The following is a 26510-nucleotide window of genomic DNA, read 5'->3' on the forward strand; positions in this document are numbered from 1 at the left end:
ATCCGTCGTCCGTCTCCTCAAATTTCCACGCCGGGTTTGAGCTTCATGATTTATTTCATCAAACTGATATTGGTCATACCGCCATCGGAAAGAATTTCGGTGCCGACAATAAAAGCCGAATCGTCCGAAGCGAGAAATACCGCTGCTTTTCCGATATCGGACGGAAGGCCCTGCTTGCCGACGGGGATAAGATCGATCCATGATTGCTTTACCTGCGCCAGGTGCTCTTCGGGCACCAGCTTTCCGAAAACAGGCGTATCGATCGAGCCCGGAGAAAGGGTGTTCACCCGGATTTTTCTGGAAAGTAAATCCAACGAGAGACCTTTGGCCAGTGAGATAACCGCCGCTTTGGCGGCACTGTAAATCGCCATCCCCGGAGCGGCGCGATGGGCCGCGCTTGATCCGATCAGGATGATAGACGCGCCGTCGTTCAGGTATGGCAGCGACTTTTGGATGGTAAAATAGGCGCTCCTCAGGTTCAGGTCCATATACCGGTCATAGCCTTCTTCGGTCACATCGCTGATCGAACCCATTGGAATGCCGTCTACTACACCGCCTGCATTGACCACGAGTACGTCAATTTTGCCGAACTGTTCAGCAGTTGTCTTAAAGATATTTTCCAGGTCGGACGTATTGGTGACATCCCCTCGAATGCCGGTAAAGCCACCGCCTAATGCCTTGGTGGAATAATCCAGCGTAGCCTGGTTCCTCCCCGTAATGGCGCCCTTTGCACCTTCATTTTTAAAAGCCTCGGCGATTCCGAAGCCTATGCCGCTATTACCGCCGGTAATGACGGCGACTTTGTTTTCTAGCTTGTTCATTTCTGTTGTTTTTAAAAGTTAATCGGTCTGTACATTGGGTATTACAGCCCGTAAATGCCACCGGAAACGGATATTTTCTCCCCCGTAATCCACGCTGCGTCTTCGGAGGCGAGGAATACAGCCACTTTCGCGATATCGTCGGGTTGCCCCGTCCGGCCCAACGGCGTACTAGCCACCAGCTTTCGCTCGGCTTCGCTGCCTATGAAGCCTGCGCTGCGGGAGCCTTCGGTTTCCACGACACCGGGCAAAATGGAGTTGATCCGGATGTTTTTGCCACTGAATTCTTTCGATAATGAAATGGTAATGGCATCCAGCGCAGCTTTGGTAGCCGAGTAAACCGAGCCGGTCGGAAGCGGTGTCTTGCCGGCCTCGGAGCTGATATTGATGATGCTGCCCCCTTCCTCTCCGAAAAGTTTCAGCGAACCCTGAATGGCTAGTATCGAACCCAGCACATTGATATTGAATTGCTCATGAAATGTTTCGGCGGTAACCTGCTCAATTGGCTCGTACTGGTAGATGCCCGCATTATTCACGAGAATGTCCAATCCTCCGAATGCCGCCTTTGTCTGTTCGAAGATCCAGGCGATGTCGGTCTGATTGGAGACATCGCCCTTTATGGCGATCGCCCTGCCGCCGTTTTCGGTGATTGCCTGCACTACCCTATCTGCACCTTCTTTGCTGGATGCATAGTTGACGACCACTTTGGCACCTTCTGCTGCGAATTGTTTGGCTATTGCAGCCCCTATACCTTTGGAAGCGCCCGTTACCAGGGCCACTTTATTTGCTAATTTGTCCACTTTGTTACTCCTTTTAAGTTTGGAATACAAAATTAGCTTGACTCAGTTACTTTTCGTAACTTTGTGATGAAAAGTAACAGTAACATCGAGGTAACAAGGTAACTTATGCAGTGCGAACCACGTCAGAACGACGTACACAAAAAGGAGATGATGGCTGTCCAGGATTCCATGGACGTCCTGAGCGGCAAATGGAAGATTTGTATCATATCTTCCATTTGCTATTACAACAAAAGAAGGTTTTCCGATATCCTCAACGATGTGGACGGCATTTCCAACAAAATGCTGAGCAAGGAATTGAAAGAACTGGAAATCAACCAGCTGGTAAAACGTACGGTGCTGGACACCCAGCCGGTGACGGTCCAGTACGAACTGACCGAGCATGGCCTGACCTTGCAGACGATCATCGACAACCTGACCGAATGGGGAATGCAGCACCGTAAAAAGATTATTGGAGAATAGCCCGTTTTTATCAGATCATTCGGACCATGCATTCAAAACTGAGGCATCATATCGAAAAGCATTTGCCCCTGACCGACGAAGAATTCGAATTCGTCGGGAAGCATTTCATTTTCAAAAAATTCAAAAAACATCAATTCATGGTGCAGCAGGGCGAGCCGGTACCCTACAACTACTTCCTGCTTTCCGGGCTTACGAAGCTGGTATATACCGACGAGGCGACCGACAAGCAGCATATTCTCGCATTCGCGATGGAGGATTGGTGGGACAATGATTTTCAGGCATACTATACCCGCACGAGAGCCACACTTTCGATGGAATGCCTGGAAGACACCGAGGCGCTTTGTTTGTCGCTGGATGATTTCAATGCATTGCGCGCGGGTCTGCCCAAAATCGAGCATTTCTTTCTGGAAAAAGTAATGGCCGGCTTTCTGGCATCGCAGCGCCGCATTCTTTCCCTGCTGACTTCGAACGCGCGGCAGCGCTACGAGCAGCTTGTCAGTCAGCACCCTTCGCTGCTGCAACGGTTGCCCAAAACACAACTGGCTGCATACCTGGGTGTTTCCCGCGAGACATTGAGCAGGATGTGAGGTACGTCACACCAAAGACGTGCGATGGCTCACGTGAGGGTTTTCCGGCATTCCGCTAGGTTTGCATTGAAAATCAACTCACAATAAAATGGAAAAAAGAATCATTAATCCATGGGAATGGCAAGATGCGCTCAGCTATGTTCAGGCCGTGGAAGTTAAAGATGTGAAGGGAACGTTGTACGTTGCCGGTCAGGCAGCGGTACACGCCGATGGCACATCCAGCAATGCCGATATGCGCACCCAGCTGGGCATAGCGATCCATAACCTGGAAACGGTCATCAGCCAGGCCGGTTACGATTGCAGCAACATCGCCCGGTTGACGATTTACTCGACATCCTCCGAAGAATTTGTCAGCAACTGTTTTGACCTCTTCAAAGATTTCGTGGCGAAACACGGCATGAAGCAGACCGTCACGCTGATGCAGGTAGTGGGCCTGTACGAAACGTTGAATGTGGAATTGGAAGCTACTGTGGTGAAATAGTATCTGCCGCAGCTACTTTTTATCAACAATGTCATACGGCCGTTCTGCCAAACCCAAAGTCGCCATCAACTCCCGGGCTGCCACCAACCCGGCACGGTTGGCCCCAATGGTGGACGCAGACGGACCGTATCCCGGTAAATGAATGCGGGGTTCTTTTGCGACCATCGTTGCCAGCCGACCGGCCATGATAATGCCACCGGTTTCTTCTCTGGGCAAAACGGATTCCAAATGGTCCAGCGCCCCTCGGAAGCCGGTGTTCCAGAGAATGATATCCGCCTTTTCTTCCCTGCCATCTTCCCATTTAACACCGGTCCGGGTGATCTCGCTGAACATTGGAAAGCGGTTGAGTACGCCCCTCCGTTTCATGTCCACGACTTCCGGCGATAGAGGCAGCCCGGTTACGGAAACGACAGAGGAAGGCAGCAGACCGTTTCTTACCCTTTCTTCCACCATCGCCACGGCTTTGTGGCCGGCAACATCGTCAAAAGGGCCTTCTCTAAAAACGGGCTCGCGGCGGGTGACCCAGATCGTAGTGGTAACTTTTGAAATCTGGTCGAGTAACTGGATTGCAGATATACCAGCGCCAACCAGAACGACGCGCTTTCCCTTGAAATAGTCGGCAGTTTTAAAATCTTTGGTATGCAGCTGTTCACCCACGAAGAGGTCAGCCCCCGGGTAGGTCGGAATGTAAGGGTTTTCCCATGTACCGGTGGCGTTAATGATCCCCATTGCTGAAAACAGCGTTTTCGGCGAATCAATGTAGAACCGATCGTTGTGGAGATACACATTCTCTACTTTCACCGGGCGAAATACCCGGATGCCGAATTTTTGCTCGTACAGGTCGAAGTAATGAGGCACTGCGATGCTGGCTTGCACGGTCGCACTAGCCTTGTCAAGGGTTTCTTCGAAAGACATTCCCGGTAAATCGTGGATTTTGTTCACAGTACTAAGCGTGAGCGACGGCCAACGATATTGCCATGCACCACCCGCTGCGGAAGCCGCGTCGAGTACGATGAAGTCAGGTCCGATCTCCAACCCCAATTTCTTTAAATGATAAGCTGCTGACAAACCGGCCTGGCCGGCACCAATGACCATGATCTTTGTCTTGTATCGAATTCTATCTGGCATTTATAACTTTTTACGCGTCGTTCTAACTATATCTCACTTAATCCGGAAGAAGCCGATTTGTTATATAATAAATTTAAATATATTAGTAAATACTAGTATATTAACGAAGCATCCTTCCTTATAGAAGCTATTCGCTTTATTCTACTAAAAACCTGTGAAGATGGTTCATCTTAAAATTGCATTACGGGCCTTTCTTAAATCCAAAGGGTATAATTTCCTGAACATTGCCGGGCTTGCGCTCGGTTTGGCCACGTTTACTTTCGTCTCGTTGTATGTTGCTAATGAAACAAGCTACGATCAGTGGAACGGCAATATTGACCGGATTTTCCTGGTAGAGCGGGAAATGCCTAACGGAGCTTCGCCTTACACGCCGGGAAAATTGGCCGCGGCTATCAAAAACGCGTGTCCGGAAGTTGAAGAAACGGGCCGTATGAATACAGCATTGTTTCAAATACCGTTCTTCACGCATTCGGGCAGGTTCTTGATCAAAAATTGGGTGGGCGCCGACTATTCGCTGGCCGGTATGTTGGGAATTAAACCCAGGGGTTTTCAGCTGACGTCTAACAATGCCGCGCCTACGGTTTTGCTTTCCACGCGTACTGCCGGGGTACTTTTTCCCGGCGAAAGCAATGTTCAAAATAAGACGGTCATGATGATGTCCAGGAACGGGATGCCGATGACCATTGCCGGGGTTGCCGATGATGCGCCGGGTAACACCAATTTCAGTTTCGACTGCATCGGGTTCAGCGAGGATATCACGCAGGGCAAAGACCAAAGCTATGCCAACCAGATTTACCAGACTTTCCTGTTAGTAAAGCCCGGTACGGATATCGGTCTGCTTTCAAAAAAGATCGATACGATTTACAGGGAAGCCGCTTTGGCAGACACCAGCCTCGTCGCCAGGGAAGCGCTCGCCATGTCGAATGCGCCCACGATTTTTTTAGACCCGCTAAAAAATCTGCATTTGAAGCCTCATTACGGTTCTCACGTCAACGATCAAATTGTAAAAGGCCTCATCGTTCTTGCGCTGATCATATTGATTGTTACGGGTGTAAATTTCACAAATTTGTATGTTTCGCAGGCCAACAGGCGCTCCAAAGAAGTTGGTATCAAGAAAGTTAGCGGTATTAGCAGACGACAGATCGCCTTTCAGTTCCTGACAGAGATTTTTTTCCAATGCATGGTCTCCTTCGTTATCTCGATCGGGATTGTAGCATTAGGTTTACCCTATTTTAATCAACTGCTGGATGTAAACCTGTCGATTTCCGGAATAAACGGCGTGATAGCCATGCAGCTTCTGCTTGCTGTGGTAGCATTAACGCTATTGGCCGGGGCCTATCCGGCCGTGGTGATGGCCGGATTCAGGCCTGCCGAGGTGTTAAGGGGAAATCAGTTCGAAAAAGGCGGAAAGTTCTCCTGGGCGAAAGGCGTAATCCCGGTACTGCAATTTACATTTGCCATCGGCTTTGTCATCGTGCTGATCGTCATCAATCAGCAGGTCAGTTTCATGAAATCGGAAGATCCGGGCTTTCAGGCGAAGCAGGTGTTATATATCGATAATCTCGCGATTTATAACACCCCCGCAAGTTTCGAATCCGTTGATGCACGGATAAAAGCGATTCCCGGTGTGAAAGACGTCGCCGTATCGTCCCATGTTCCAGGGGGGATCATGCCGGCTTCCCACGAGTATGTGGTGCATAACAGAACACATGCCATGCAGACCGTCGCGGTTGGCTACCACTATTTTGAAACCCTGAACATCCGGTTGAAACAAGGTCAAACTTTCTCCTCCTCATTCCCCGTAGACTCCGCCAATGCAATCATCAACGAAACTGCGGCCAAAAAGATGGGGCTGGCGAATCCTGTCGGCACGATGATCCAAGGCCGCAGCGGCCATTACAGGATCATCGGCGTGACCAAAGATGTAAAATCATCCGGCTTCGAGTCGTACGTTCAACCCACTGTGTATCTGATGAACAACCCGCTTGGAGTTCCTAAGACGCAAATTATGATCAGTGTCGAAGGCAATGCAATACCGGCTGTACTGGCCACCCTCGGCCGCGAATGGAGCAGCATTAATAAGTTGGATGGGGATAATTTCAACTACCACTTCCTCGACGAGCTGTATGGTAAGGTCTATGCTAAACAAGAGCAGTCGCAATCGATATTAACTTACTTTTCGATTTTGGCCCTGCTCATCGCCTCCCTGGGTTTCTTTGCCTCGGCAGCGCAAGCGATCCACCTCAGAATGAAGGAAATTGCCGTCAGGAAAGTATTCGGTGCACGAGGAAGGGACCTTATGGTTACGTTAGGAACGCCATTCTTTTATATCATGCTTATAGCCAATTTGATAGCCTGGCCAACCTCCCTTTTGATAGCCTCCAAATGGTTGCAAACCTTTGCTTACCGGGTCGACATTTCCTTTCAGCCATTCGTCGCCGCAACGATCATTTCCGTACTGATCATTGCGACAACGGTTTGTTTACAAATTAGCAGGGCTGTTAACTTAAACCTAGCTGTAAGATTGAAGGAGTAATTGCGCAGATCTCGTCCACATTTTGCCATCGTAAATCCGAAATCACCTCCCTATCTTGCAGCGTCGTCGTGGGGCGACCGATAAAATGTCAAACAAGCATTTACACTAAGATGGATAATAAAGAAGTATTGCAATCAGCCAATGCCGCAGTAACGAACGGCGACAACGAAGGATTTTTAGCATTCTGCACGGATACCGTCGTATGGACTTTCGTCGGCGAGCAAACGCTTACGGGAAAAGAAGCTGTCCGGCAATACATGGCCGAAACCTATTTGGAGCCACCAAAATTCCAGGTTGAAAATCTGATCGCAGAAGGCGATTATGTTACCGCAATCGGCAAAATCGATTTAAAGGACCAGGACAGGATTCTGACCCATTATTCCTATTGTGACGTTTGGCGTTTCGAGGATGGCAAGATGGCGGAACTGACCGCGTTCGTTATTAAAGTCGCAGAGTGACATGTTCACATGAAACGAGAATATATCAAGACTTTCATTGATCCAAAAGCTGGATCCAAACCGGCGCGTGATCACTTGCCTTCTCCCATCCTCTGACGTTGCTGTCCACCCCTGCCGCGACAAGCCTTGGCGCAATTTGAGGACTTAGTAACAGGTGGTCCAGACGAAGGCCGGCATCCCGTTCATAGGCATTGCGCAGATAATCCCAGAATGTGTAAATTCTTTCCTGCGGATGAAGGTGACGGATAGCATCTGTCCAACCCTGGCCCACAAGGTCTTTGTACGCCTTTCGGGCCTGCGGAAAATACAAAGCATTATCCTCCCAGCGCTCAGGCTTGTATACATCGAGCGCGGTTGGAATAACGTTATAGTCCCCCGCCAGAACGACCGGCACCTGCTCGGATAGCAAGTACTTTGCGTGCTTCTTTAACCTTTTAAACCAGGCTAGTTTGTAATCGAATTTCGGGCCGGGCGCCGGGTTGCCGTTGGGAAGATACAGGCAGCAAACCAGCATCCGGCCGACGATCGCCTCAATGTACCGGCTATGGTCATCGTGCTGATCACCGGGAAGTGTGTTGCGGACTTCTTGCAAATCCATATCCCTGGCAAGGATCGCTACCCCGTTCCACATTTTTTGCCCGTGCCAGATGGCGTTGTAGCCTATCTTAGAGAGCGCTGCCGCGGGAAACTTATCCGTGGGCGCTTTCAGCTCCTGGAGGCAAACGATGTCGGGTTGCCCTTCCGCGAGCCATCGTAGCAGCACCGGTAACCTCCCGTTAATACCGTTGATGTTAAATGTGGCAATCTTCATGCGCGAGTTTTGGATGGATCGCTAAATCCCGTGTAAATCAAGGCATTACTCAAAAAAAGCTGCCTCTCAATCGAGGCAGCTTCGGTTTTTGTTTACCGGTCTCAGGCTTTGGCGGTATCTCGCAAAGCTTTGATCCGGTCGTGTGCAGCGTAGATTCCCTGCGCCTGCCCTCTGACAATTTCCAGTGCCTGCATACCAAGTTCGTTGTTGCTTAATGCATCCTGGTAAGCTTTCTTGATGGCATCTTCGCCACGCTCGGCTTCGGAGAGAATGCTGGCACGGTCGCTACCGCCGAACAACGATTTGATATCAATCCAGGCCCGGTGCAATGTACCACTGACACTTTTATCTTCTTCCAGATGCGGGGCAGTGCCGGCAATCGCAGATAGCTCCTGTACATACTTGCGGCTTTGCTGGGCATATTCCTCAAATATCGTTTTCAAATCAATGTTTTCGTCCTCGATATCTTCAATCGCCTTCTCAAAGCCGGCGACCCGGTCATTGTTAATCTCAATCAACTCGCCGATAATACCACTTACGTTGTCATTAGTTCCCATATTGATCTCTGTTTGTTGTGAGGCATCAGTATGCCAAATACCATGCCAGAGGAGATTGGTAGTCTAAGTCAGGACCAATGGGGGTAGCGTTGCCGGTGCGTCAATCCGGATCCTGGGATTACCTGCAATTATTGGGATGGAGGCAGTCTTTCCAGTAATTGACGATCAATTGAAGTTGGCCCTTGCCTTCCTGGAAGCTGTTACATTTTTTGAAATATCCCTGAATGGTGCCATTGTAAGCCTTGCGCACGAGTACAGGGCTATCGGAGGTCGTCAGGAAAATGAATGGGATCGACTTCTTTTTCAAATAGGGGTCACCGTCAATCTGATCGCGCAGTTCGAGTCCATTCATGACAGGCATGTTGATATCGCACAAAATCAGCAACGGGCTTTCCGGAGTAGTCAACAAATAGTCCAATGCAGCCTGGCCATTTTCAAAATAGCGGCTCGGGTTAACGAGCGCAAGCTCTTCTAGCATCGCCCCGATCATATCCTGGTCGTCGACATCATCATCGATAATAACAATTGGCCCTTTCAGTGACATGCGGAAGACGTTTGACTACCACAAATAACGGATTTAAAAGTATTAACTTTTATTTTTTAACTTCACAATAGAATAAAACCAGGCCGCAGTTCCAGCAGAAAAAATAAAAATTCCCCTCAGGTTTTTATGCCCGGCTCGTGCTACGCCATTTAAATAACTGACTTTTTCGAAAACAAAGTGGAATCCGAAATAACACTGCAAATCATCCTTATCAAACCCACGCCAGACGTGGTTTTTGGCCTGCAAAAGGGGGCTGGTACGAATTACGAAACCGTTCAAAAGCAAATTGCCACCTCCAACGATTTAACCTTTACGTTTACAGTTAAGGTGAAAGGTGATAGCTCAAAAGATCAACTCCCCAAATTATCGGGCAGTTTTGTTCAAGGTTCCGCAGATAATAAGTTTGTTTATATCGACATCGGCACATACGCTGGCCAATCCGATACGATTTGGGCGCGACGGCTTAAAATTCCTTTGACAGGAATTACCTGGAAGGAAATCGAATCGTTACCTGACAACTCAATGTTGCAAACTAGCGTTCCCGGGATTGGTCGGGATGGCGGGCCAAACTGTGCGACAGTTAACCCTTTTGCGGGTTGGCACGTTAAACCATCATAGACTAAAAATAGAATCTTCTTCCGACCGGCGCCTATTCAGCCGTTGCCTTCCAGCAATTGTTTTTGCTGCGCGGCATTCGATGCCCGGCATTCGATGCCCGGCATTCGATGCGCGATCCGGATATTCCGCAGGTGGGCTTCCACCAGGTGTCAGATGCCTGCTATTCGACACATTTGGGCGCAGTTAACATAAAATTAATTTGTAGACATTCCCCTACGTATAACTCCCGGTTATAGGTTTCAAAGTTTCCTGCCGGACTGCGCGGAACTTTACCTCGCTACCCATAATTGTGGCCGGGGCGACACATTGACGCCACCGCTATCCGTCCCCGCAATCCGGGTCTGTCAGGGGCACGCCCAATAACAACAAGCCTCAACGTCGACTTGCTACTACATTTGTAGATCTATATCTGGGTTGTTTTTGTAGATCTCGACGGGTCGGTTCGGGACAGTCTCTCTATGTTTGTTCCAGACCAAAAGGTCAGGATTGAGCCGGCGCTCCGCATTACAGGCCTATTCGGGACAAGCGGATGATCAATGCCTCATGACCGGTTGGTCGCTTACACGAAAAGCATTTGTTAATCTAAAATCAGTTATATGAAAACACGTCGACTAATTTCTACGCTGCTGCTCAATGCGGTATTGGCTGTGTCATCACTCACTTTTGCCCAGGTTAAAATTGGTTCGAATCCGACCACAATCGATCCGAACAATAACCTGGAAGTCGAAAGCTCCGATCCGACCAAAAAAATCAGTATCCACAAAACCACGGGTAAATTGACAATCGCCGACGGCTCCCAGGGCGACAGGAAAGTACTTACTTCCGACGCGAACGGAGTTGCTACCTGGCGGAGCCAGTCGGACCTTGCGATACCGGTGACAGCATTCAGCGGGGCCATTACCGGCCTGGCCACCATTCCGACATTTACTACACACGATGAACCCAGCCAGCGCCTGCCATTGGTCCCGACCCTGGGGGCAGCGTCCTGGGATGGCGGGGCAAAAAGATTTATTGTGCCTTCGGATGGCACGTACTCGGTCCAGGTAGGGCTTTCTTGCATCAGCACCACCGGCGCCGGTGTCACACTGTGGACGAGGATATGGGTAGTATCGGAAAATGGCGGTCCCATCTTCAAGGGAACCAGCCCGATGGGCGCGACGGCCGGGGACTGGCAATCTGTCGTTTACACGGGCAGATTAACAACTGGCGACGGCATCTCGCTGGAAGGGTACACGATGCAGACGGACGGAAATCCTCCCGTGAACCCCATCTGGACCGGTACCTGCGGACGTGCTTACATGACCGTTACCAAAATAGATTGATGCACCGGGCGGTTGAATATCCTCTGTGCACGTAAAAGGCAATTCCACAATTTCTAAACGTCAACGATATGAAAACAAAGTATTTGTTATCGGCGATCGCATTCGCCGTAGCTGCCACGGCATCGACCGCCTCCATGGCCCAGGTTAAAATCGGGGCAAACCCGACTACGATCACCCCAGGTGCCAATCTGGATGTAGAGGGCGCTAGTAGCGCGCATGCGGTCGTGATGCAATCTGGTGCCGTTGGCATTAATACGATAGCGCCGCAAGCCTGGCTGGATGTTCGCGGAACTACCAAGATCCTGGCAGGTCCAGGCACACAATCCGGCGACATTTGGACCGGGACATCCAATATAGACGGTATGCAGGTATACGCTACGGGTGCGGATTTGTGGGTCGGCATCCAGCGCAGAGGCGGCGCCCCGCTCCATCTTGCCAAGCCTTCAGGTACCATCGAAAATTCGTTCGCCATTTTTACTGTGGATGGCGTTCCGGCTAGTGTTGGCTCAATCCGATACAACGGCGCAGCGGGAGTAGTTTACATGACCACTTCAGATCAACGCCTGAAAGAAAACATCCACACCACGAAATTCGGGCTGGAAGCGTTGAAAGCCGTCAGGGTGTATGATTATAATTTCAAAGCAGATTCCAAAAAAACGCTTTCCACCGGTGTACTGGCTCAGGAATTACACAAAGTTTACCCACAAGCCGTTTCCGTTGGCGGTGCCGATGCCAAAGCTAACCCCTGGCAGGTGGATTACAGCAAGCTGGTTCCCATGCTGGTTAAATCGGTGCAAGAGTTGAACGAGAAAGTAGAAGCTCTAGAAAGCCAGAAAGCGCAGCTGAGCGCAGAACTAAAACATAAAGAAGCCTCTTACTCCGAACTCAATAACCGTATATCACAGCTGGAACGGCTGCTTAGTGGTGTGGAGAATACAAAATCCGTGAGCCGGTAAATGCTGATATTTTAAAACTCATCGATATGAAAACACAAATTCTATTATCCAAAATTTCCAGGACAAAGTTAACCTCAGCGCTATTTGCCGCCGCAATGCTTGTCGGCTCTTCCACCGCTTTCGCACAGGTGAAAATTGGAACGAACCCGACGACTATCGAGCCCAACTCCAATTTGGAAGTGGAGGCCTCTACCCCCGGACGCAAGACGAAAATAGACAAAACAACGGGCCAGGTAACCATTACCGACGGTACTGAGGGCGCCGGAAAAGTATTGACTTCGGATGCAGCCGGCGGTACCAGTTGGCAAAATCCATTGGCCGGGGCAATGGTCAACGGAACTACGGGGAATCAGGTAACGGTCACCAATACGGGAACGTTTGCTACCTATTCAGGTGCAACGATCACGTTGCCCAGGGCAGGTACTTACATGGTTACCGCCCAATGGACGATGCCGACAGCTTCCACAGTTTACCCTGTCGGTAACCAGGCTTTTATCAATACCGCTTTGTCGACCAGCCCTTCAACTTATGATGCGGTGGGCGTGGCAGCGGAATGGATGGTTATTGCCGGTGGGGCATACCATACAACCCCATCGTTCAGAGTTACGGTTGCGGGTCCTCAAACGCTTTACTTCTGGTTTCAAACCGGTTTCTTTTCCGGCGAACTGCGATTTACGGAAACCTATGCTGTCGGGCCATTTTGATAGGCCTTTCAGTTAGCTGATCGCGGGTTTGAAAGTAAGTTGCTTTCGAACGCAAACATCCATTCAAAGCATTAAACAGACATTACAATGAAACAAAACTATACCACTTCATCCCGAAAAGGATGGATAAGTCTGGCTGCCTCGACAGCCTTGCTTTTAGTTGGAAACCTCGCCCAGGCGCAGGAAGGCAGCCAGGGCAACACGACGATCTTCGGCGGTGCCCAGATGACCTTTTTCAGCAACCATAACTTCGTTACCGGCGGTGGCGGTGCCCAGCCGGGCGTGATCCTGACCGAGCGCGCAGCAGGCAACTTCGGCGTGCTCAATTTCGCGGGCGATAACCTTACCTCCACAGGTGCCTCAGACGCGGGTTATGTGGACGGCTATGTGCGTAAGTACGGGGCGGGACAATTTGTTTTCCCTGTCGGAGACAATGGTTCGCTGGGCCAGTTTGCGGCTTCGGCCGATGGCGTGATGGGCGCCTATTTTCACGCAGATGCCAATACGGCCGTTACCAGCAATCTTTTCACGGGAACCGACTACGCTGCACTCCCCACCGGCGGCCCTTTTGCCACCAGCAGCATGGGTACCAATGTCGATGTTGTGAGCACGGTTGAGTATTGGGATATCGATGGAGCGAATGCTACGCCGCTGACCTTGACATGGGACGCCGGAAGTGCCATCGGTACATTGACAAACAGCCAGCTCAACAAGCTGACGATTGTCGGATGGAACGGGACACAATGGGTAGCCATTCCATCCAAAGTGGATACTACATCGGTATTGGGCGGCAGCAGCGACCTGACAACCGGTTCTATCACGACAACCTCACCGTTGGCCCCCGATACCTATACGGCCTATACGTTCGCATCGCTTACCCTTCCGCTGCCGGTCACTTTAACCAGGTTTACAGTGGTTACCGAAAGCCGGACTGTCGTACTCAACTGGTCGACAACCGAGGAATCCAACAGCGACCGTTTCGATATCGAACGTAGCAGCAACGGAAAGCAATGGAGCCTCATTGCCTCGGTTTCTTCCCAGGGTGACAGCAAAGTGCTCGTCAATTATTCCCATACAGATACCAATCCGCTGACAGGCCGAAATTTTTATAGGCTAAAAATGGTCGACCTGGACGGAACCTTCGCGTATAGCACTATCCGTTCGGCGGAAATAGTAGCCGGCATCGGTTTGGTACCATACCCGAACCCGGTAGTAGACAAGATTCTGATCCGCGACCATCAATTAGTCAAACAAGCAGATTTACATAACGCTAGCGGTGTGAAAGTCCTTGCGAGTCAACAACCGTCTTCTGCCGGAATTGACGTAACAAGGCTTCCACAAGGCATTTACGTCATCACATTGACCATGTTTGACGGCACTATCAGCACACACAAAATAATCGTTACAAGGTGATATCGAAAGCAGGCCCCGGGTTATAGTTTGTAACCCGGGACCTGCTTACATCATTCCTCTCCAACTATTTGCATTAAACAAATCCGTTATGAAAACATCTACACTATTTTCAGCATTTGTACTAACAGTGGGACTTGCGGCATCATCAGTCTCCTTCGCACAGGTCAAAATCGGAAGCAACCCTACGACCATTGACCCGAATAATAACCTGGAAGTAGAAGCTTCTACCCCCGGAAGAAAAACCTCCATTAACAAAACAACCGGACAGGTGACCATCACGGATGGAACCCAGGGTGCCGGAAAAGTATTTACCTCCGATGCCAACGGGGGCGGCAGCTGGCAAACAAGCGGAGCCGGGTGCGCCAGCTTTGATGCGAAGGGCGATAATACAACCACGCCGGTTGTCAATACCGGCGTATATACGCCAGTCAAGCTGATTGCTAATAACGTTGTTTACTCTCCGTCCGGCGCATATGATAGTGCAACCGGGGAATATACCATCCCTGAGAATGGATTCTACATCTTCCACGGCTCAGTGGGTACTTACAATGTTGCTATCGGCACTACGGGTTCCAGAAATACCTCTATTGATTTGGTTTCCGCTTCCAAGGGTCTTTTAAGTCACACTGTTTCGCCCGAATTGGTTTACGGAGTCGGGGCATGGCAGGATGTAACATCTGCCAATTACTTTACAGCAGGCGACAAGGTCACGTTTCAAATAAATTCCGATCATGTCAGCGGCGTCAAGCCTGATTCGGTAACTACTGCCGCGATTTTCTTCTCCGGTACCCGTATCGATTGTAATAAAAACTAGATCCCTAAATGCCATTAAACGGACTTTATAATGAAACAACGATATACCAATGCGTCCCGAAAAGGATGGATCAGCAGGGCACTGCTTGGTACTTTGCTTTTGCCGGGCGTAGTTGCCCAGGCGCAGGAAGGCAGCCAGGGCAATACGACGATCTTCGGCGGTGCCCAGATGACCTTTTTCAGCAACCATAACTTCGTTACAGGCGGAGGTGGCGCCCAGCCGGGCGTTATCCTGACCGAGCGCGCAGCAGGCAACTTCGGCGTGCTCAATTTCGCGGGTGATAACCTTACCTCCACAGGTGCTTCAGATGCGGGCTATGTGGACGGCTATGTGCGTAAGTACGGGGCGGGGCAATTTATTTTCCCTGTCGGAGACAATGGTTCGCTGGGTCAGTTTGCGGCTTCGGCAGATGGCGTCATGGGCGCCTATTTTCATGCCGACGCCAATACCGCCGTTACAAGTAACCTGTTCACAGGCTCGGACTATGCCGCGCTTCCCTCCGGAGGGCCGTTCGCTACCAGCAGCATGGGACTTAACGTCGAGGTCGTTAGCACTGTCGAATACTGGGACATCGACGGGGCAAATGCGACCCCGTTGACATTGACCTGGGACGCAGGCAGCGCCATTTCCACATTGACCGGTGGACAACTCGGCAAACTGACCATTGTTGGATGGAATGGGACCCAATGGGAGGCTATCCCTTCGAAAACCGATGTCACGTCGGTTTTAGGCGGCACCAGCGACCTGTCCGCGGGCTCGATCACGACCGTAAATCCCCTGGCCCCCGATACTTACACAGCCTACACATTTGCCTCGCTTGTCGTTCCGCTGCCGGTAACCCTGACCCGGTTCGCGGCCGTTGCCGAAGGGCAGACAACTTTACTCACCTGGACTACCACCGAAGAAACCAACAGCGACCGGTTCGATGTGGAACGCAGCGCGAACGGTAAAAACTGGAACAATATCGGGACCGTTGCCTCCTCGGAGGAAAGTGCCGTACTGGTAGACTATTCTTTTGTAGACAATAACCCGCTTTCAGGAGTGAACCTGTACCGGTTGAAGATGGTCGACAAGGACAATACGTTCACGTATAGCATTGCCCGTAACGTCAGATTCGACGGTGCCGCCATCAGCACTTACCCCAACCCGGTATCAGACAAACTTCTGGTGAACGACTATGCCAGGGTCCGGGAAGTATCGATCAGGAACACGTCGGGCAGGAATGTACTCCAGCAGCAAAAGGTTTCCGATCAGGGCGTCGATGTCAGCAAACTGGCACCGGGCACCTACATCGTTACCCTGGCCCTGTTTGACGGCACTATCAACACACACAAAGTGGCCATTACAAGGTGACGTCATGCGATCCGGATCACCATTGAGGTCCGGATCGTTGATGAACGCCCTTCAAGCATTTTTTTGCCCCTGGCCGTCACACCTTCAACCGACGGCACGCGCAGCACCCGTTTTCATGAATAACCCTACCTGCTCATGACGATATTAATCGTTACCGATAACCATTTATTTTCGATGGCAATACGTGCTGTTGTCAAAAAACAGTACCCGGATGGCATTATCGTCGAAACTACCACAGTCCGGAATGCCATTGAGGTTTCACCCGTATATGAATGCCAGGCGATGATCCTGGACGCCGGAGCGGCCGACGCGAAAGACACGGTTCTGCTCGGCAATTTCAAGAATGCAAATCCGCACACGGCGATCCTGGTCAACCTCGGCGATCAGACCCAGTTCATGTATACGTTTATCCGGGCTGGTGCTACGGCGCTGTTTTCCAACAAGTCATTGCCGGAAGAAATCCATGAAGGCCTTCGGCGGGCCGAAAATAACACGCGGTATATCAGTTCCGACATTCAACAACAATTACTGTCCCACATTACCGAAAAGCCTCTTAATCAGACGCTGACCAAAAGGGAAGAGTTGATGGCCGATCTGTTAGTCACCAACAAGTCGCATCAGGAAATCGCTGTCATCGCCGGGGGCAGCTCAAAAAGTGTAGGCTACTACAAACGAAAAATCTTCCAAAAGCTCGAAGTAGACAATGTAGTGGATCTGGCCATCAAGCTCAACAAGGTTTTAGTCAACAAGAAACCCAATTACTGACAAACCGAATAGTTGATTACTGCACCCGTACCAACAAAAATTTTGAATGATGAAAATTCTACTAATTGAGGATCACTTCCTGGTCCGGATGAGTCAAAAAATCGTGCTGAACGAACTGTATCCCCAGACAACCATTGTCGAAGCAGACAGTTTTGAAAGCGGAATAGCGCATGTACAGGGATCTCCATTCGATTTGATCTTACTCGATATCGATATACCCGGAGGAAAGGGAAAGCTGATGATCGAACGCATCAGACAATGGCGGCCCGAAGTGGTAATCCTGATGTGCTCTGCCGCGGATGAGCAGACACATGCATTGGAATATATTACCGCCGGTGCGAACGGCTATTTATCGAAGTCCGCGGAAAGAAACGAAATGATCACCGCCATCACGACGGTCATGAAGAAAAAACGGTATGTCAGTCTGACGGTTCAGGAAAGGTTGCTCGATACGGTTTCAACAGGAATCTCTGGCGGCAAAACCCGAAAGACACCGCTGGGACTATCGGAACGCGAGCGGGAAGTGATGAATATGTTAATAAAGGGCAAATGGGTGAAGGAGATCGCGCTGGATTTAAACCTTCGCTCCAATACTGTCAGCACCTTCAAGGCCCGGATATTTCAAAAAATGGGCGTCACCAGCGTCCTCGAACTATCCAAGAAAGTCGGGGATTGATACTCGTCCCGGTTGTACTTCTCGAATACCTGGAAAGGCGATTACCGGCCCGTATGTCCGAAAGGGACGGGAGGAATCGCTGTGCTGTCCCGGATCTGCCGCCGACAAGATTTCAAGCATTATACACACACAACTCCGAGAAATCGTCCACCTCAACCCAGTGACTGCCTATGATAAAATGAAAATGTATGCCGCCAAGGCGCTTTTAACGAACCAAACTCTACATTAAATGATGAAACAATTATTTATCAAGTTAGCATTGACTGCCAGGCGATTGGGCAATCCAGCACGATCGGGCCGCAATGCCGGGCTGGCAGCTTTATGTTGCCTTTTCTTGCTCTGGCTGCAATCCGGCCAGGCGCGGGCCCAAGCAACGCAGGACGTAGGTCATGTGTGGGTAGCAGAACCCGGCCTGGTTACAGCAGGGGCCGTAGCTACCCCGCGGGGAGGCGCTACCGACCCGGCAGGAAACACCTATATGGTCGGGAATTACTTCGAAACCGTCGATTTCGATCCCGGTCCGGGCGTAACCCCTTTGACGGCAGGAGCTACCGGCTTATGCCTACATCCAGAAGCTGGATAAAAACAAAAACCTGGTGTGGGTCAAACAGATCAGTGCTACGGTTCAGTTCACCAGTTCTTCCATCACGGTCGATGCGTCAGGAAACCTGCTTATCGCCGGGTCATTCAGGGGAACCGCCGACTTCAACCCGGGTAGTGGCGTTGCAGAACTTTCGACCAGAGCGTCAAACGGCACTGAAACGTTTATACTCAAGCTCGACAGCAACGGAAACTATTTATGGGCTGCCCGATTGGGAGACACCTCCGCTGTCGCAGGAAGCAACGGGGCAGGTAACCAGATCAAAACCGATGGTTCCGGCAATATTTATGTAGCCGGGCTCTTTGCCAATACGGTCGACTTCAACCCGGGTGCAGGGGTGTCCGAGCTGACATCGCCGGGTGCATCGGCAATTGACGCATATGTTTTAAAACTGGCTTCCGACGGCTCATTTATATGGGCCAGACGAATGGGGGCAGCGTTCAACGACAATGGAACCTCACTGTCTGTTGATGGAAATGGCAACGTGTTTGTCGGAGGTACTCTGGGCGCAAATGGCGGAGTTTCCGATTTTGGCGCCCTTTCTCTTCCTGCGGTGACGACCCAAACGGCGTTTATCACAAAATTGAACAGCGCCGGAACATTTCAATGGGTCAAGACGATTGCAAATACCGCCACCAGCAGCGTATCGGAAATCGAAGCGGATGGTGCGGGTAATATCTATATCGGAGGAAACGCGTCGGGCACCATGGACCTGGACCCAGGTCCGGGTACTACCGACATACCCGCAGCCGGTTTCATCACCAAATGGGATGGGAGCGGGAATTACGTCTGGGGAATGTTCCAGGGCAATGCTGTTGGGGACATTACCCTCGACAATGCCGGAAATCTGCTGGCTACCGGCCGCTATTCCAATGCGCCCGCACTCCTGGACCGCGACTGGGACCCGGGAGCAGGGGTCGTTAAGGTAACCAACCGGGGCACCAACATTGCCAGCACAGATATTTTTGTAAGCAAGTACACCACCGACGCGGGTTTCGTATGGATCAAAACTGCGGGAGGGGCAAGCGCCACCCTTGGCCTTGAAGACGGGCTATCCGTTGGTGTAGACGCCACTGGCGACATTTATGCGGGTGGGGTTTATGCCACCGACGCCCAGTTCGGCCCTTGCAGGTATGCGATCACACCGACGGCGAATGGAAATATCCGCTCTCAGTATGTCTGGAAGCTATCGGCCCATCCCGTTCCCGATAATCTCCAATTCGCTACGACCACGCTTTCACCAGCCAGCCAACAGGCTTGTATCCTGGGAATTCCCCAGGTAATCAATGCGAGCCCTGCTGCTATTACTTCGCCGTCCGGTTACAGCACAACAATGCTTTACCAATGGCAAATTGCCGAAAGCGCGACGGGGCCGTGGGCGGATATGCCCGGCGAGGTATTCAAGGATTTGCAGCCGCTGGCCAGGAACACTTCGGCTTACTACCGCCGGATCGTGAAGGTCAACGACGGTTTTTGCGGTTTCATCACAGTGGATAGTTCCGGGGTGGCATCGGTAATTATCGGTACCGATGTATCGCCGATCGCCAATGCCGACGGGCCGCAATGGTTTGTCTGCGGGCCCGGTTTGAATACGGTACAGCTGGCAGGAACTGCTTCCGGTGGAGCACCCGCCTACACTTTTCAGTGGTATGAAGGCAGCACCAGCAATGGTACGCCGCTCGCTTCAACCGGCACGTGGACCACTCCGGGTATTACCGCCACTACAACCTACACGTTACAGGTAACCGACGCGGCTGGCTGCGTGGATATCGACCAGGTTACAATCGTTCCCGCTATCGCCAATGCAGGTACCGACAAGTCTATCTGTCAGGGTGCCGGTGGCGTTCAGATCGGTGCACCACCCGTTTCCAGCCCTTCGGTTTCATATGTTTGGACGAGCATTTCGGGTGATCCGGTGTCGTCACTAAGCTGCACCACCTGTGCACAGCCCATTGCCAACCCGACTGCTGCAACCGTATACCGTTTGACCGTCACCGTTCAGCAAAAAGGCGGCGGCACCTGTGTAACGACCGACGATGTGACCGTAACCCCGGTAACAGCGCCAAATAGCGCATTAACGTTTGCCGGCACGGATAAGACGATTTGTAAAAATACGTCTGTCACATTGGGCGGCACCGCGGATGCGACATTTGCCTATACCTGGACTTCCGGCCAGTATCTTTCCGCTTCGCAGGTAGCCAATCCGGTTTTCAACGCGGGAACGGCAGCGGTGACCGGTGGATCGATCAACTATACTGTTACGGCCGTCAAAAATGGCTGCGCATTCACCGACGAGGTGAAAGTTTCGGTACTCAACTCGCGCATCAGCGATCAGGATGAGACCGTCTGCGGACCGGTATGGAGTAACCATCTGGATGAAGACAATGCGCCAGGTACAACCTATACATGGAGCGTAGTTTCCGGCGACGGCGTTATTTTGCAAACTGCCGGCAACGGCAAGAATGCTTATCTGAAGAGTAACAGCGGCGTGACCCGTTTCAGACGGACAGTTACTTTGAACGGCGTTTCCTGTACTGCCGGTGTACTGGTGCAGCCTTGCACAGGCACGGGCGGTTGCGATTTTGAAATTGTAACACTTTCCGACCAGGCCTGCCCGAAAGTATTCGGACCGGTGGCCTTGAAACTGGGAACCACTCTCCCCGCTTCGGATTACAACTTCTCGTGGAGCCCCGCCAACCTGGTGGACAATGCCCATGCAGCGACGGTAAATATCACCTCGACCGCGCAGGCTACCATTACAGTAACTGTGACCAACAAGTATGACGGTTCAATCACTTGCCAGAAATCGATTGTGATCAACCCTCCGGGATGGTCATTGCCCGCTTTTTCAGCAGAAGACAAGTATACCTGTCCCGGCACCACGATTCAGATTGGCAGCACGCCTATCTCCGGTTTTACCTATGCGTGGACACCCGCAACCGGATTGAGCAGCAGTACTGTTGCCAACCCTACGGCCACCGTTACCGGTACAACGCCGTTCCAGGTTGTGATCACTGAAACCGCATCTGGTTGCAAGAACCGCGAAACCGTAGTTGTCAATGTCTCTGCACCGGTTGCCGATGCAGGCAACGATCGTGCGGTTTGTAATGGAGCTACTGTCACCCTGGGTTCCCCGGCCCCGTCGGGCACTAACTGGACCTATTCGTGGGAACCATCCAATGCCGCATGGACCAATGGTACAGGACCGACCGATGCCCAGCCCCAGGTACAATTTGCTTCGGCCACTCCGCAAAGCTTCATCGTAACGGTTACCGATCCATTGTCGGGCTGTATCGCCAAAGACACGGTCGTTTTGAGCAACACCGTAAGTACCGGTGAATATGCCGGCGCAGCTTTGACGACCTGCCAGGGAGAGCCGGCACAACTGGGACGCGCTGCCGAGCCTTTTGCGCAATATGAATGGTTTATGGCCGACGGCATTACACCCGCGACCGGGCTAAGCAGCAACACAGCCGCCAACCCGACCGTGCTCAACCCGACGGCAACGGCCACCTATGTGGTAAAAGTGAGCTACCCCGGATGCAGCACCCCGCTCACCGACCAGGTAACATTGACCGTTAACCCGGTAACCGGCCTCGACCTGGCTGACCAGAATGTATGTCCTGTCGGGCCCATCGCGATCGGATACGGTGCAGCCGGAAACCCTGCCGCTCCTGCTGGCGCGACCTATCTTTGGGTACCGGCAACGGGTTTGAGCAGCGCAACAGTGGCTAATCCCACCGCAACAGTGACCTTGGAAACAATCTATTCGGTAACCGTGACCTTGCCTAGCGGTTGCGTGTTCACCGATCAGGTTAAAGTGAGCCCGTCGGCCAATGCAGGCAGCAACGCTACGCTATGCCCGGGTGAATCTGCTGTAATCGGTACCCCTGCCATCGCAGGCGCTACATACTCGTGGACGGGCGCAAGCATTGTAGGCGCGGCGAATGTGGCCCAGCCAACTGTGAAGCCGACTGTGACGACCACATACACGGTGAGTGTTACCCTAAACGGCTGTACTACAACAGACGACGTAATAGTAACCGTCAACACGCCAGCCAACTTTACCATCGCTGGTAACACCGCTATTTGCGAAGGTGGCGTGGCGACACTTTCATTGGCTGGTACCGCACCTGCGAATACTACATGGCAATGGAGCCCGGTCGCTGGCGTAACCAGCCCCAATGCAACCTCTACTACTATCGCTGCCGGCTCTACCCAGACCTACCGTCTGACCCAGACCAACACGGCAACAGGTTGCAGCAACTATAAAGAAGTGGTAGTTGTGGTTAATCCAAACACCATTGCCGCCACAACCGGCGACGTGGCGCTTTGCGAAGGTACTTCTGCCACATTGCCTCTGAATGTGACTTCCTCGGGAAGTTACTCGTATGCATGGAGCCCGTCTGTTGGTCTTTCCAATGCATTTATTGCCAACCCGACCGTCACTACCGGTTCGCCAAGAACTTATACGGTGACCGTGACCGACAATGCAAGCCAGTGCCAGTTGGTAAAACAGGTCAGTGTCGCTATCAATGCGCCCGAGGCTTGCTTTGCCCCGGTAACATTGACAGGTAATGTATTCCACGATGCGAATGCGTTGAAAGATGTGACTGTCAACAGCACAGCTACCGATCCTGCTATCCCGACCGGCCTTTTTGTGACCCTGGTGGATTCGACTGGCGCTGCCGTGAAAACGGTGCCCGTGAATGCGGATGGCACTTATGATTTCGGCGTGAGATCGCCGGGTGATTACAGCATCGTATTGCACCAAACCTCTACCGGTTCTACTACGCCAAGCCTTCCTGCGGGATGGGTGAACACAGGCGAGAACCTGGGTGCGGGCGTGGGTAGCGATGATGCAGTCGGCGGTATCCTTACCGGCGTGACCGTGGCAGGTACCAATGTGACCAATGCGAACTTCGGTATCCAGCTGCCCCCGGTAACCACCGGCGGAACAGAGCCTACCCAGCCTAACCCTGGCGGTACGACGACCGTTGACCTGACGTCCCATTTCGGCCTGACCGATACTGATGGAACCGTGGCCTCGATTACCTTCACCGAGTTCCCTGAGGATGTTACCACGATCACCATCAACGGAACTACTTATGTGGCCCCGGGCACAACGCCGGGAGCTGGTCAGCAGGTTTGGCCGGCTGGTAACCTCACGCTTCCTGCAACAGGCCTGTCTGTGGTTGTCGATCCTGTCGATGGCGGCGCGGTGGTAGAAATTCCATTCTTTGTGACCGACAATGGCGGACTGGAAAGTAATGTCAGCATCGTAACCGCTGATTTCACTATTCCGACCGTACAGCTCTCAGGTAATGTATTCCACGATGCCAATGCATTGACTGACAATGCAGTTAATACTTCCGGCGCGGTAACTACGATCCCGACCGGCCTGTTTGTAACATTAATAGACTCGACGGGCGCGGCAATCGCAACTGTACCTGTCAATGCAGATGGTTCATACGACTTTGGAGACGTGGAGCCTGGTACTTACAGCGTGGTATTGCATCAGTCAGCAGCCGGCTCGACGACACCAGGCATGCCAACCGGTTGGAATAACACAGGTGAGCACCTGGGCGCCAATGCAGGAAGCGATGGTACTGTGAACGGTATTTTGCCAAACATTGTGGTGACTACAACCGACGTGACCGATGCCAACTTTGGTGTGCAGCAGCCGCCGGTTACGACCGACGAAAACCTGCCGTCTTCGCCAAACCCTGGCGGTACGGTAACAGTTGATATTTCCGATGATTTCAATTTCAGCGATCCGGATGGAACTGTGGAAACGATCACGTTTACAGAATTCCCTGAAAATGTGACCACGGTGACCATCAACGGTACCACTTACGTAGCTCCGGGCGAAACACCGGGAAGCGGACAGCAGGTATTCCCGGATTCGGGCGTAACGGTTCCGGTAACTGACCTGGAAGTGCTCGTTGACCCGATCGATGGCAACCCGACTGTGGATGTACCCTTCACGGTGACGGATAATGGTGGTCTGGAAAGCAACGAAAGTTCGGTGACCAAGCCGTTTACGACGCCGCTCGTGCAGCTTTCTGGTAATGTATTCCATGATGCAAATGCATTGACCGACAGCACAGTGAATACAACAAGCCCGCTAGCTATACCGGCAGGATTGTACGCATCGCTTGTGGATTCGACGGGCGCTGTGATAGCCACTGTTCCGATACAGGCTGACGGGTCTTACGACTTTGGTAACGTTACTCCGGGTACTTACAGCGTGGTATTGCACCAGACAGCAGCCGGCTCGACGACGCCAGCACTGCCAACCGGTTGGAATAACACAGGTGAGCACCTGGGCGCGAATGCGGGTAGCGACGGGACTGTGAATGGTATTTTGCCAAACATCGTGGTGACTACTACCGACGTGACCGATGCTAATTTTGGTGTACAGCAGCCGCCGGTTACGACCGACGAAAACCTGCCTTCTTCGCCAAACCCTGGCGGAACGGTGACCGTGGATATTTCCGATGATTTCAATTTCAGCGATACGGATGGAACCGTGGAAACGATCACATTCACCGAGTTCCCTGAAAACGTGACTACGGTGACCATCAACGGAACAACCTACGTAGCTCCGGGCGAGACTCCGGGAGCCGGACAGCAGGTATTCCCGGATTCGGGCGTAACGGTTCCGGTAACTGACCTGGAAGTGCTCATTGACCCAATCGATGGTAACCCGACTGTGGATGTACCGTTCACGGTGACGGATAATGGTGGTATGGAAAGCAACGAAAGTTCGGTAACCAAGCCATTTACGACTCCGCTCGTGCAGCTTTCTGGTAATGTATTCCATGATGCGAATGCATTGACCGACAGCACGGTGAACACAACAAGCCCGGCAGCCATACCGGCAGGATTGTACGCATCGCTTGTGGATTCGACTGGCGCTGTGATAGCCACTGTTCCGATACAGGCTGACGGGTCCTACGACTTTGGTAACGTTACTCCTGGTACTTACAGCGTGGTATTGCACCAGACAGCAGCCGGCTCGACGACGCCAGCTCTGCCAACCGGTTGGAATAACACAGGTGAGCACCTGGGCACCAATGCGGGAAGCGACGGGACTGTGAATGGTATTTTGCCAAACATCGTGGTGACTACTACCGATGTGACCGATGCCAACTTTGGTGTGCAGCAACCGCCGGTGGCCGATCCGAAGGATTACCTGATCGATCAACCGGTGACCGATGCGATCATACCGCTTAACGGTACCCATACCAGCACCGGTGCAGGCACAAGCTCGCCTGCTCAGTTGACAGGTACCGATCCCGAGGATGGTACGCTGGATGGTTCGGGCAGAGACCGTACCGTGGTGATCACGACCTTGCCCGACAATGGCGAGCTGTATTACAACGGCGTGCTGGTGACGGCTGGGCAAGTGATCCCGAACTACAATCCTGATTCGCTGGCCATCAAGCTGACAGGTACGGGTTACACCAGTATCGAGTTCGAATATGCTTATCTGGATGAGGCTGGCGAGCAATCGCCACCGGTAACTTACACGATCCGCTGGGAAAAACCGCTTCCGGTAACGCTTGTATCCTTCACTGCCACCGCGCGTGAAAATGCAGCTGAACTGAATTGGGCTACTTCGGAAGAAACCAACTCGGACCGTTTCGAAATCCAGCGCAGCATCGATGGCAAAGCGTGGAAACAGGTCGGCAGCGTGAAAGCGGAAGGTGAAAGCAAGGTGAGAAAGACGTACTCATTTGTCGATCGCCAACCGGAGATTGGCGATAACCTCTTCCGCCTGAAAATGGTAGATGCCGACGGCACCTTCGCATTCAGCGCCATCAGAAGCGTCCGTTTCGAAAGCAAGCTGGAAAGCAGCATTTACCCTAACCCTGTGAGCAACGAGCTGACGCTCAAAGTGACCAGCTGGAAACAGGTGAAAGCCATTCGGATCGATAACCTCGCAGGTTTGCAGGTTTACAGCTCCGGACCGGTTGATTCGGGTAAGGTAGATGTAAGCAAACTCGACGCGGGCGTGTACATCCTGCGCCTCACACACACAGACGGATCTGTTCACACACACAAATTCGTCCACATTAAATAATGTTTAAAGCTCATTAGTGG

Annotated in this window: 22 protein-coding genes; 16 read left to right on the plus strand and 6 right to left on the minus strand. The window is 51.9% G+C overall.

Features of this window, described 5'->3' with window-relative positions:
• Positions 1–50: 50 nt before the first annotated feature.
• Both BMW93_RS21360 and BMW93_RS21365 read right to left on the minus strand, forming a co-directional pair.
• Positions 51–821 (minus strand): SDR family oxidoreductase, encoded by a 771-nt coding sequence (locus BMW93_RS21360; RefSeq protein WP_090381082.1) that lies wholly within the window; start codon positions 819–821, stop codon positions 51–53.
• A gap of 41 nt (positions 822–862) precedes the next feature.
• On the minus strand, positions 863–1618 hold the full coding sequence (locus BMW93_RS21365) for an SDR family NAD(P)-dependent oxidoreductase (protein ID WP_090381496.1): 756 nt from the start codon (positions 1616–1618) through the stop codon (positions 863–865).
• A gap of 105 nt (positions 1619–1723) precedes the next feature.
• Here BMW93_RS21365 and BMW93_RS21370 point away from each other — a divergent pair, with 105 nt between their 5' ends.
• From BMW93_RS21370 to BMW93_RS21380, 3 genes are all read left to right on the plus strand, one after another.
• Positions 1724–2077, plus strand: coding sequence for a helix-turn-helix domain-containing protein (locus BMW93_RS21370; protein ID WP_090381084.1), 354 nt, complete (start codon positions 1724–1726; stop codon positions 2075–2077).
• 26 nt (positions 2078–2103) lie between these two features.
• Complete coding sequence (locus BMW93_RS21375; RefSeq protein WP_090381087.1) at positions 2104–2664, plus strand: Crp/Fnr family transcriptional regulator; 561 nt, start codon at positions 2104–2106, stop codon at positions 2662–2664.
• Between the two features lie 88 nt (positions 2665–2752).
• Complete coding sequence (locus BMW93_RS21380; RefSeq protein ID WP_090381088.1) at positions 2753–3145, plus strand: RidA family protein; 393 nt, start codon at positions 2753–2755, stop codon at positions 3143–3145.
• Between the two features lie 12 nt (positions 3146–3157).
• Here BMW93_RS21380 and BMW93_RS21385 read toward each other — a convergent pair whose 3' ends face one another.
• Positions 3158–4273, minus strand: a complete 1116-nt coding sequence (locus tag BMW93_RS21385) for an NAD(P)-binding domain-containing protein (RefSeq protein ID WP_090381091.1) — start codon at positions 4271–4273, stop codon at positions 3158–3160.
• 160 nt (positions 4274–4433) lie between these two features.
• Here BMW93_RS21385 and BMW93_RS21390 point away from each other — a divergent pair, with 160 nt between their 5' ends.
• Positions 4434–6809 (plus strand): ABC transporter permease, encoded by a 2376-nt coding sequence (locus tag BMW93_RS21390; protein ID WP_090381093.1) that lies wholly within the window; start codon positions 4434–4436, stop codon positions 6807–6809.
• 110 nt (positions 6810–6919) lie between these two features.
• Positions 6920–7267: a nuclear transport factor 2 family protein gene (locus BMW93_RS21395; RefSeq protein ID WP_090381096.1), complete on the plus strand. Its 348-nt coding sequence runs from the start codon at positions 6920–6922 to the stop codon at positions 7265–7267.
• 34 nt (positions 7268–7301) lie between these two features.
• Here the strand turns inward: BMW93_RS21395 and xth are convergent, their stop codons facing one another.
• The 3 genes from xth to BMW93_RS21410 all read right to left on the minus strand — a co-directional run bounded on the left by xth (position 7302) and on the right by BMW93_RS21410 (position 9179).
• Positions 7302–8078: an exodeoxyribonuclease III gene (xth, locus tag BMW93_RS21400; protein ID WP_090381098.1), complete on the minus strand. Its 777-nt coding sequence runs from the start codon at positions 8076–8078 to the stop codon at positions 7302–7304.
• 101 nt (positions 8079–8179) lie between these two features.
• The gene (locus BMW93_RS21405) at positions 8180–8635 is read right to left on the minus strand and encodes a PA2169 family four-helix-bundle protein (RefSeq protein WP_090381101.1); all 456 of its coding nucleotides are present in this window, start codon (positions 8633–8635) and stop codon (positions 8180–8182) included.
• 118 nt (positions 8636–8753) lie between these two features.
• On the minus strand, positions 8754–9179 hold the full coding sequence (locus BMW93_RS21410; RefSeq protein WP_090381103.1) for a response regulator: 426 nt from the start codon (positions 9177–9179) through the stop codon (positions 8754–8756).
• Between the two features lie 177 nt (positions 9180–9356).
• On the opposite strand from BMW93_RS21410, the gene BMW93_RS21415 reads away from it, so the two are divergent.
• From BMW93_RS21415 to BMW93_RS21465, 11 genes are all read left to right on the plus strand, one after another.
• Positions 9357–9797 carry a DUF5990 family protein gene (locus tag BMW93_RS21415; RefSeq protein WP_090381106.1) on the plus strand — a complete coding sequence of 147 codons (441 nt, stop codon included), beginning with the start codon at positions 9357–9359 and terminating at the stop codon, positions 9795–9797.
• Positions 9798–10393: 596 nt separating this feature from the next.
• A complete protein-coding gene (locus tag BMW93_RS21420) occupies positions 10394–11119 on the plus strand; it encodes a hypothetical protein (RefSeq protein WP_090381108.1) in 726 nt (241 codons plus the stop codon).
• 68 nt (positions 11120–11187) lie between these two features.
• Positions 11188–12075 (plus strand): tail fiber domain-containing protein, encoded by an 888-nt coding sequence (locus BMW93_RS21425; protein ID WP_090381111.1) that lies wholly within the window; start codon positions 11188–11190, stop codon positions 12073–12075.
• A 26-nt stretch (positions 12076–12101) separates the two neighbouring features.
• On the plus strand, positions 12102–12779 hold the full coding sequence (locus tag BMW93_RS21430) for a hypothetical protein (RefSeq protein ID WP_090381113.1): 678 nt from the start codon (positions 12102–12104) through the stop codon (positions 12777–12779).
• Between the two features lie 87 nt (positions 12780–12866).
• Positions 12867–14192, plus strand: a complete 1326-nt coding sequence (locus BMW93_RS21435) for a T9SS type A sorting domain-containing protein (protein ID WP_090381116.1) — start codon at positions 12867–12869, stop codon at positions 14190–14192.
• Positions 14193–14280: 88 nt separating this feature from the next.
• Positions 14281–15006: a hypothetical protein gene (locus BMW93_RS21440; RefSeq protein WP_143061695.1), complete on the plus strand. Its 726-nt coding sequence runs from the start codon at positions 14281–14283 to the stop codon at positions 15004–15006.
• 30 nt (positions 15007–15036) lie between these two features.
• Entirely contained in the window at positions 15037–16359 is a 1323-nt protein-coding gene (locus BMW93_RS21445) for a T9SS type A sorting domain-containing protein (protein WP_090381120.1), read from the plus strand.
• A 135-nt stretch (positions 16360–16494) separates the two neighbouring features.
• The gene (locus tag BMW93_RS21450) at positions 16495–17124 is read left to right on the plus strand and encodes a response regulator transcription factor (RefSeq protein ID WP_090381123.1); all 630 of its coding nucleotides are present in this window, start codon (positions 16495–16497) and stop codon (positions 17122–17124) included.
• Positions 17125–17170: 46 nt separating this feature from the next.
• Positions 17171–17800 (plus strand): response regulator transcription factor, encoded by a 630-nt coding sequence (locus BMW93_RS21455; RefSeq protein WP_229240661.1) that lies wholly within the window; start codon positions 17171–17173, stop codon positions 17798–17800.
• A 229-nt stretch (positions 17801–18029) separates the two neighbouring features.
• On the plus strand, positions 18030–18383 hold the full coding sequence (locus BMW93_RS21460) for a hypothetical protein (RefSeq protein WP_143061696.1): 354 nt from the start codon (positions 18030–18032) through the stop codon (positions 18381–18383).
• 13 nt (positions 18384–18396) lie between these two features.
• Positions 18397–26490 (plus strand): T9SS type A sorting domain-containing protein, encoded by an 8094-nt coding sequence (locus BMW93_RS21465; protein ID WP_090381130.1) that lies wholly within the window; start codon positions 18397–18399, stop codon positions 26488–26490.
• Positions 26491–26510: the final 20 nt, after the last annotated feature.

The organism is Dyadobacter sp. SG02 (assembly GCF_900109045.1).
Taxonomy (GTDB): domain Bacteria; phylum Bacteroidota; class Bacteroidia; order Cytophagales; family Spirosomataceae; genus Dyadobacter.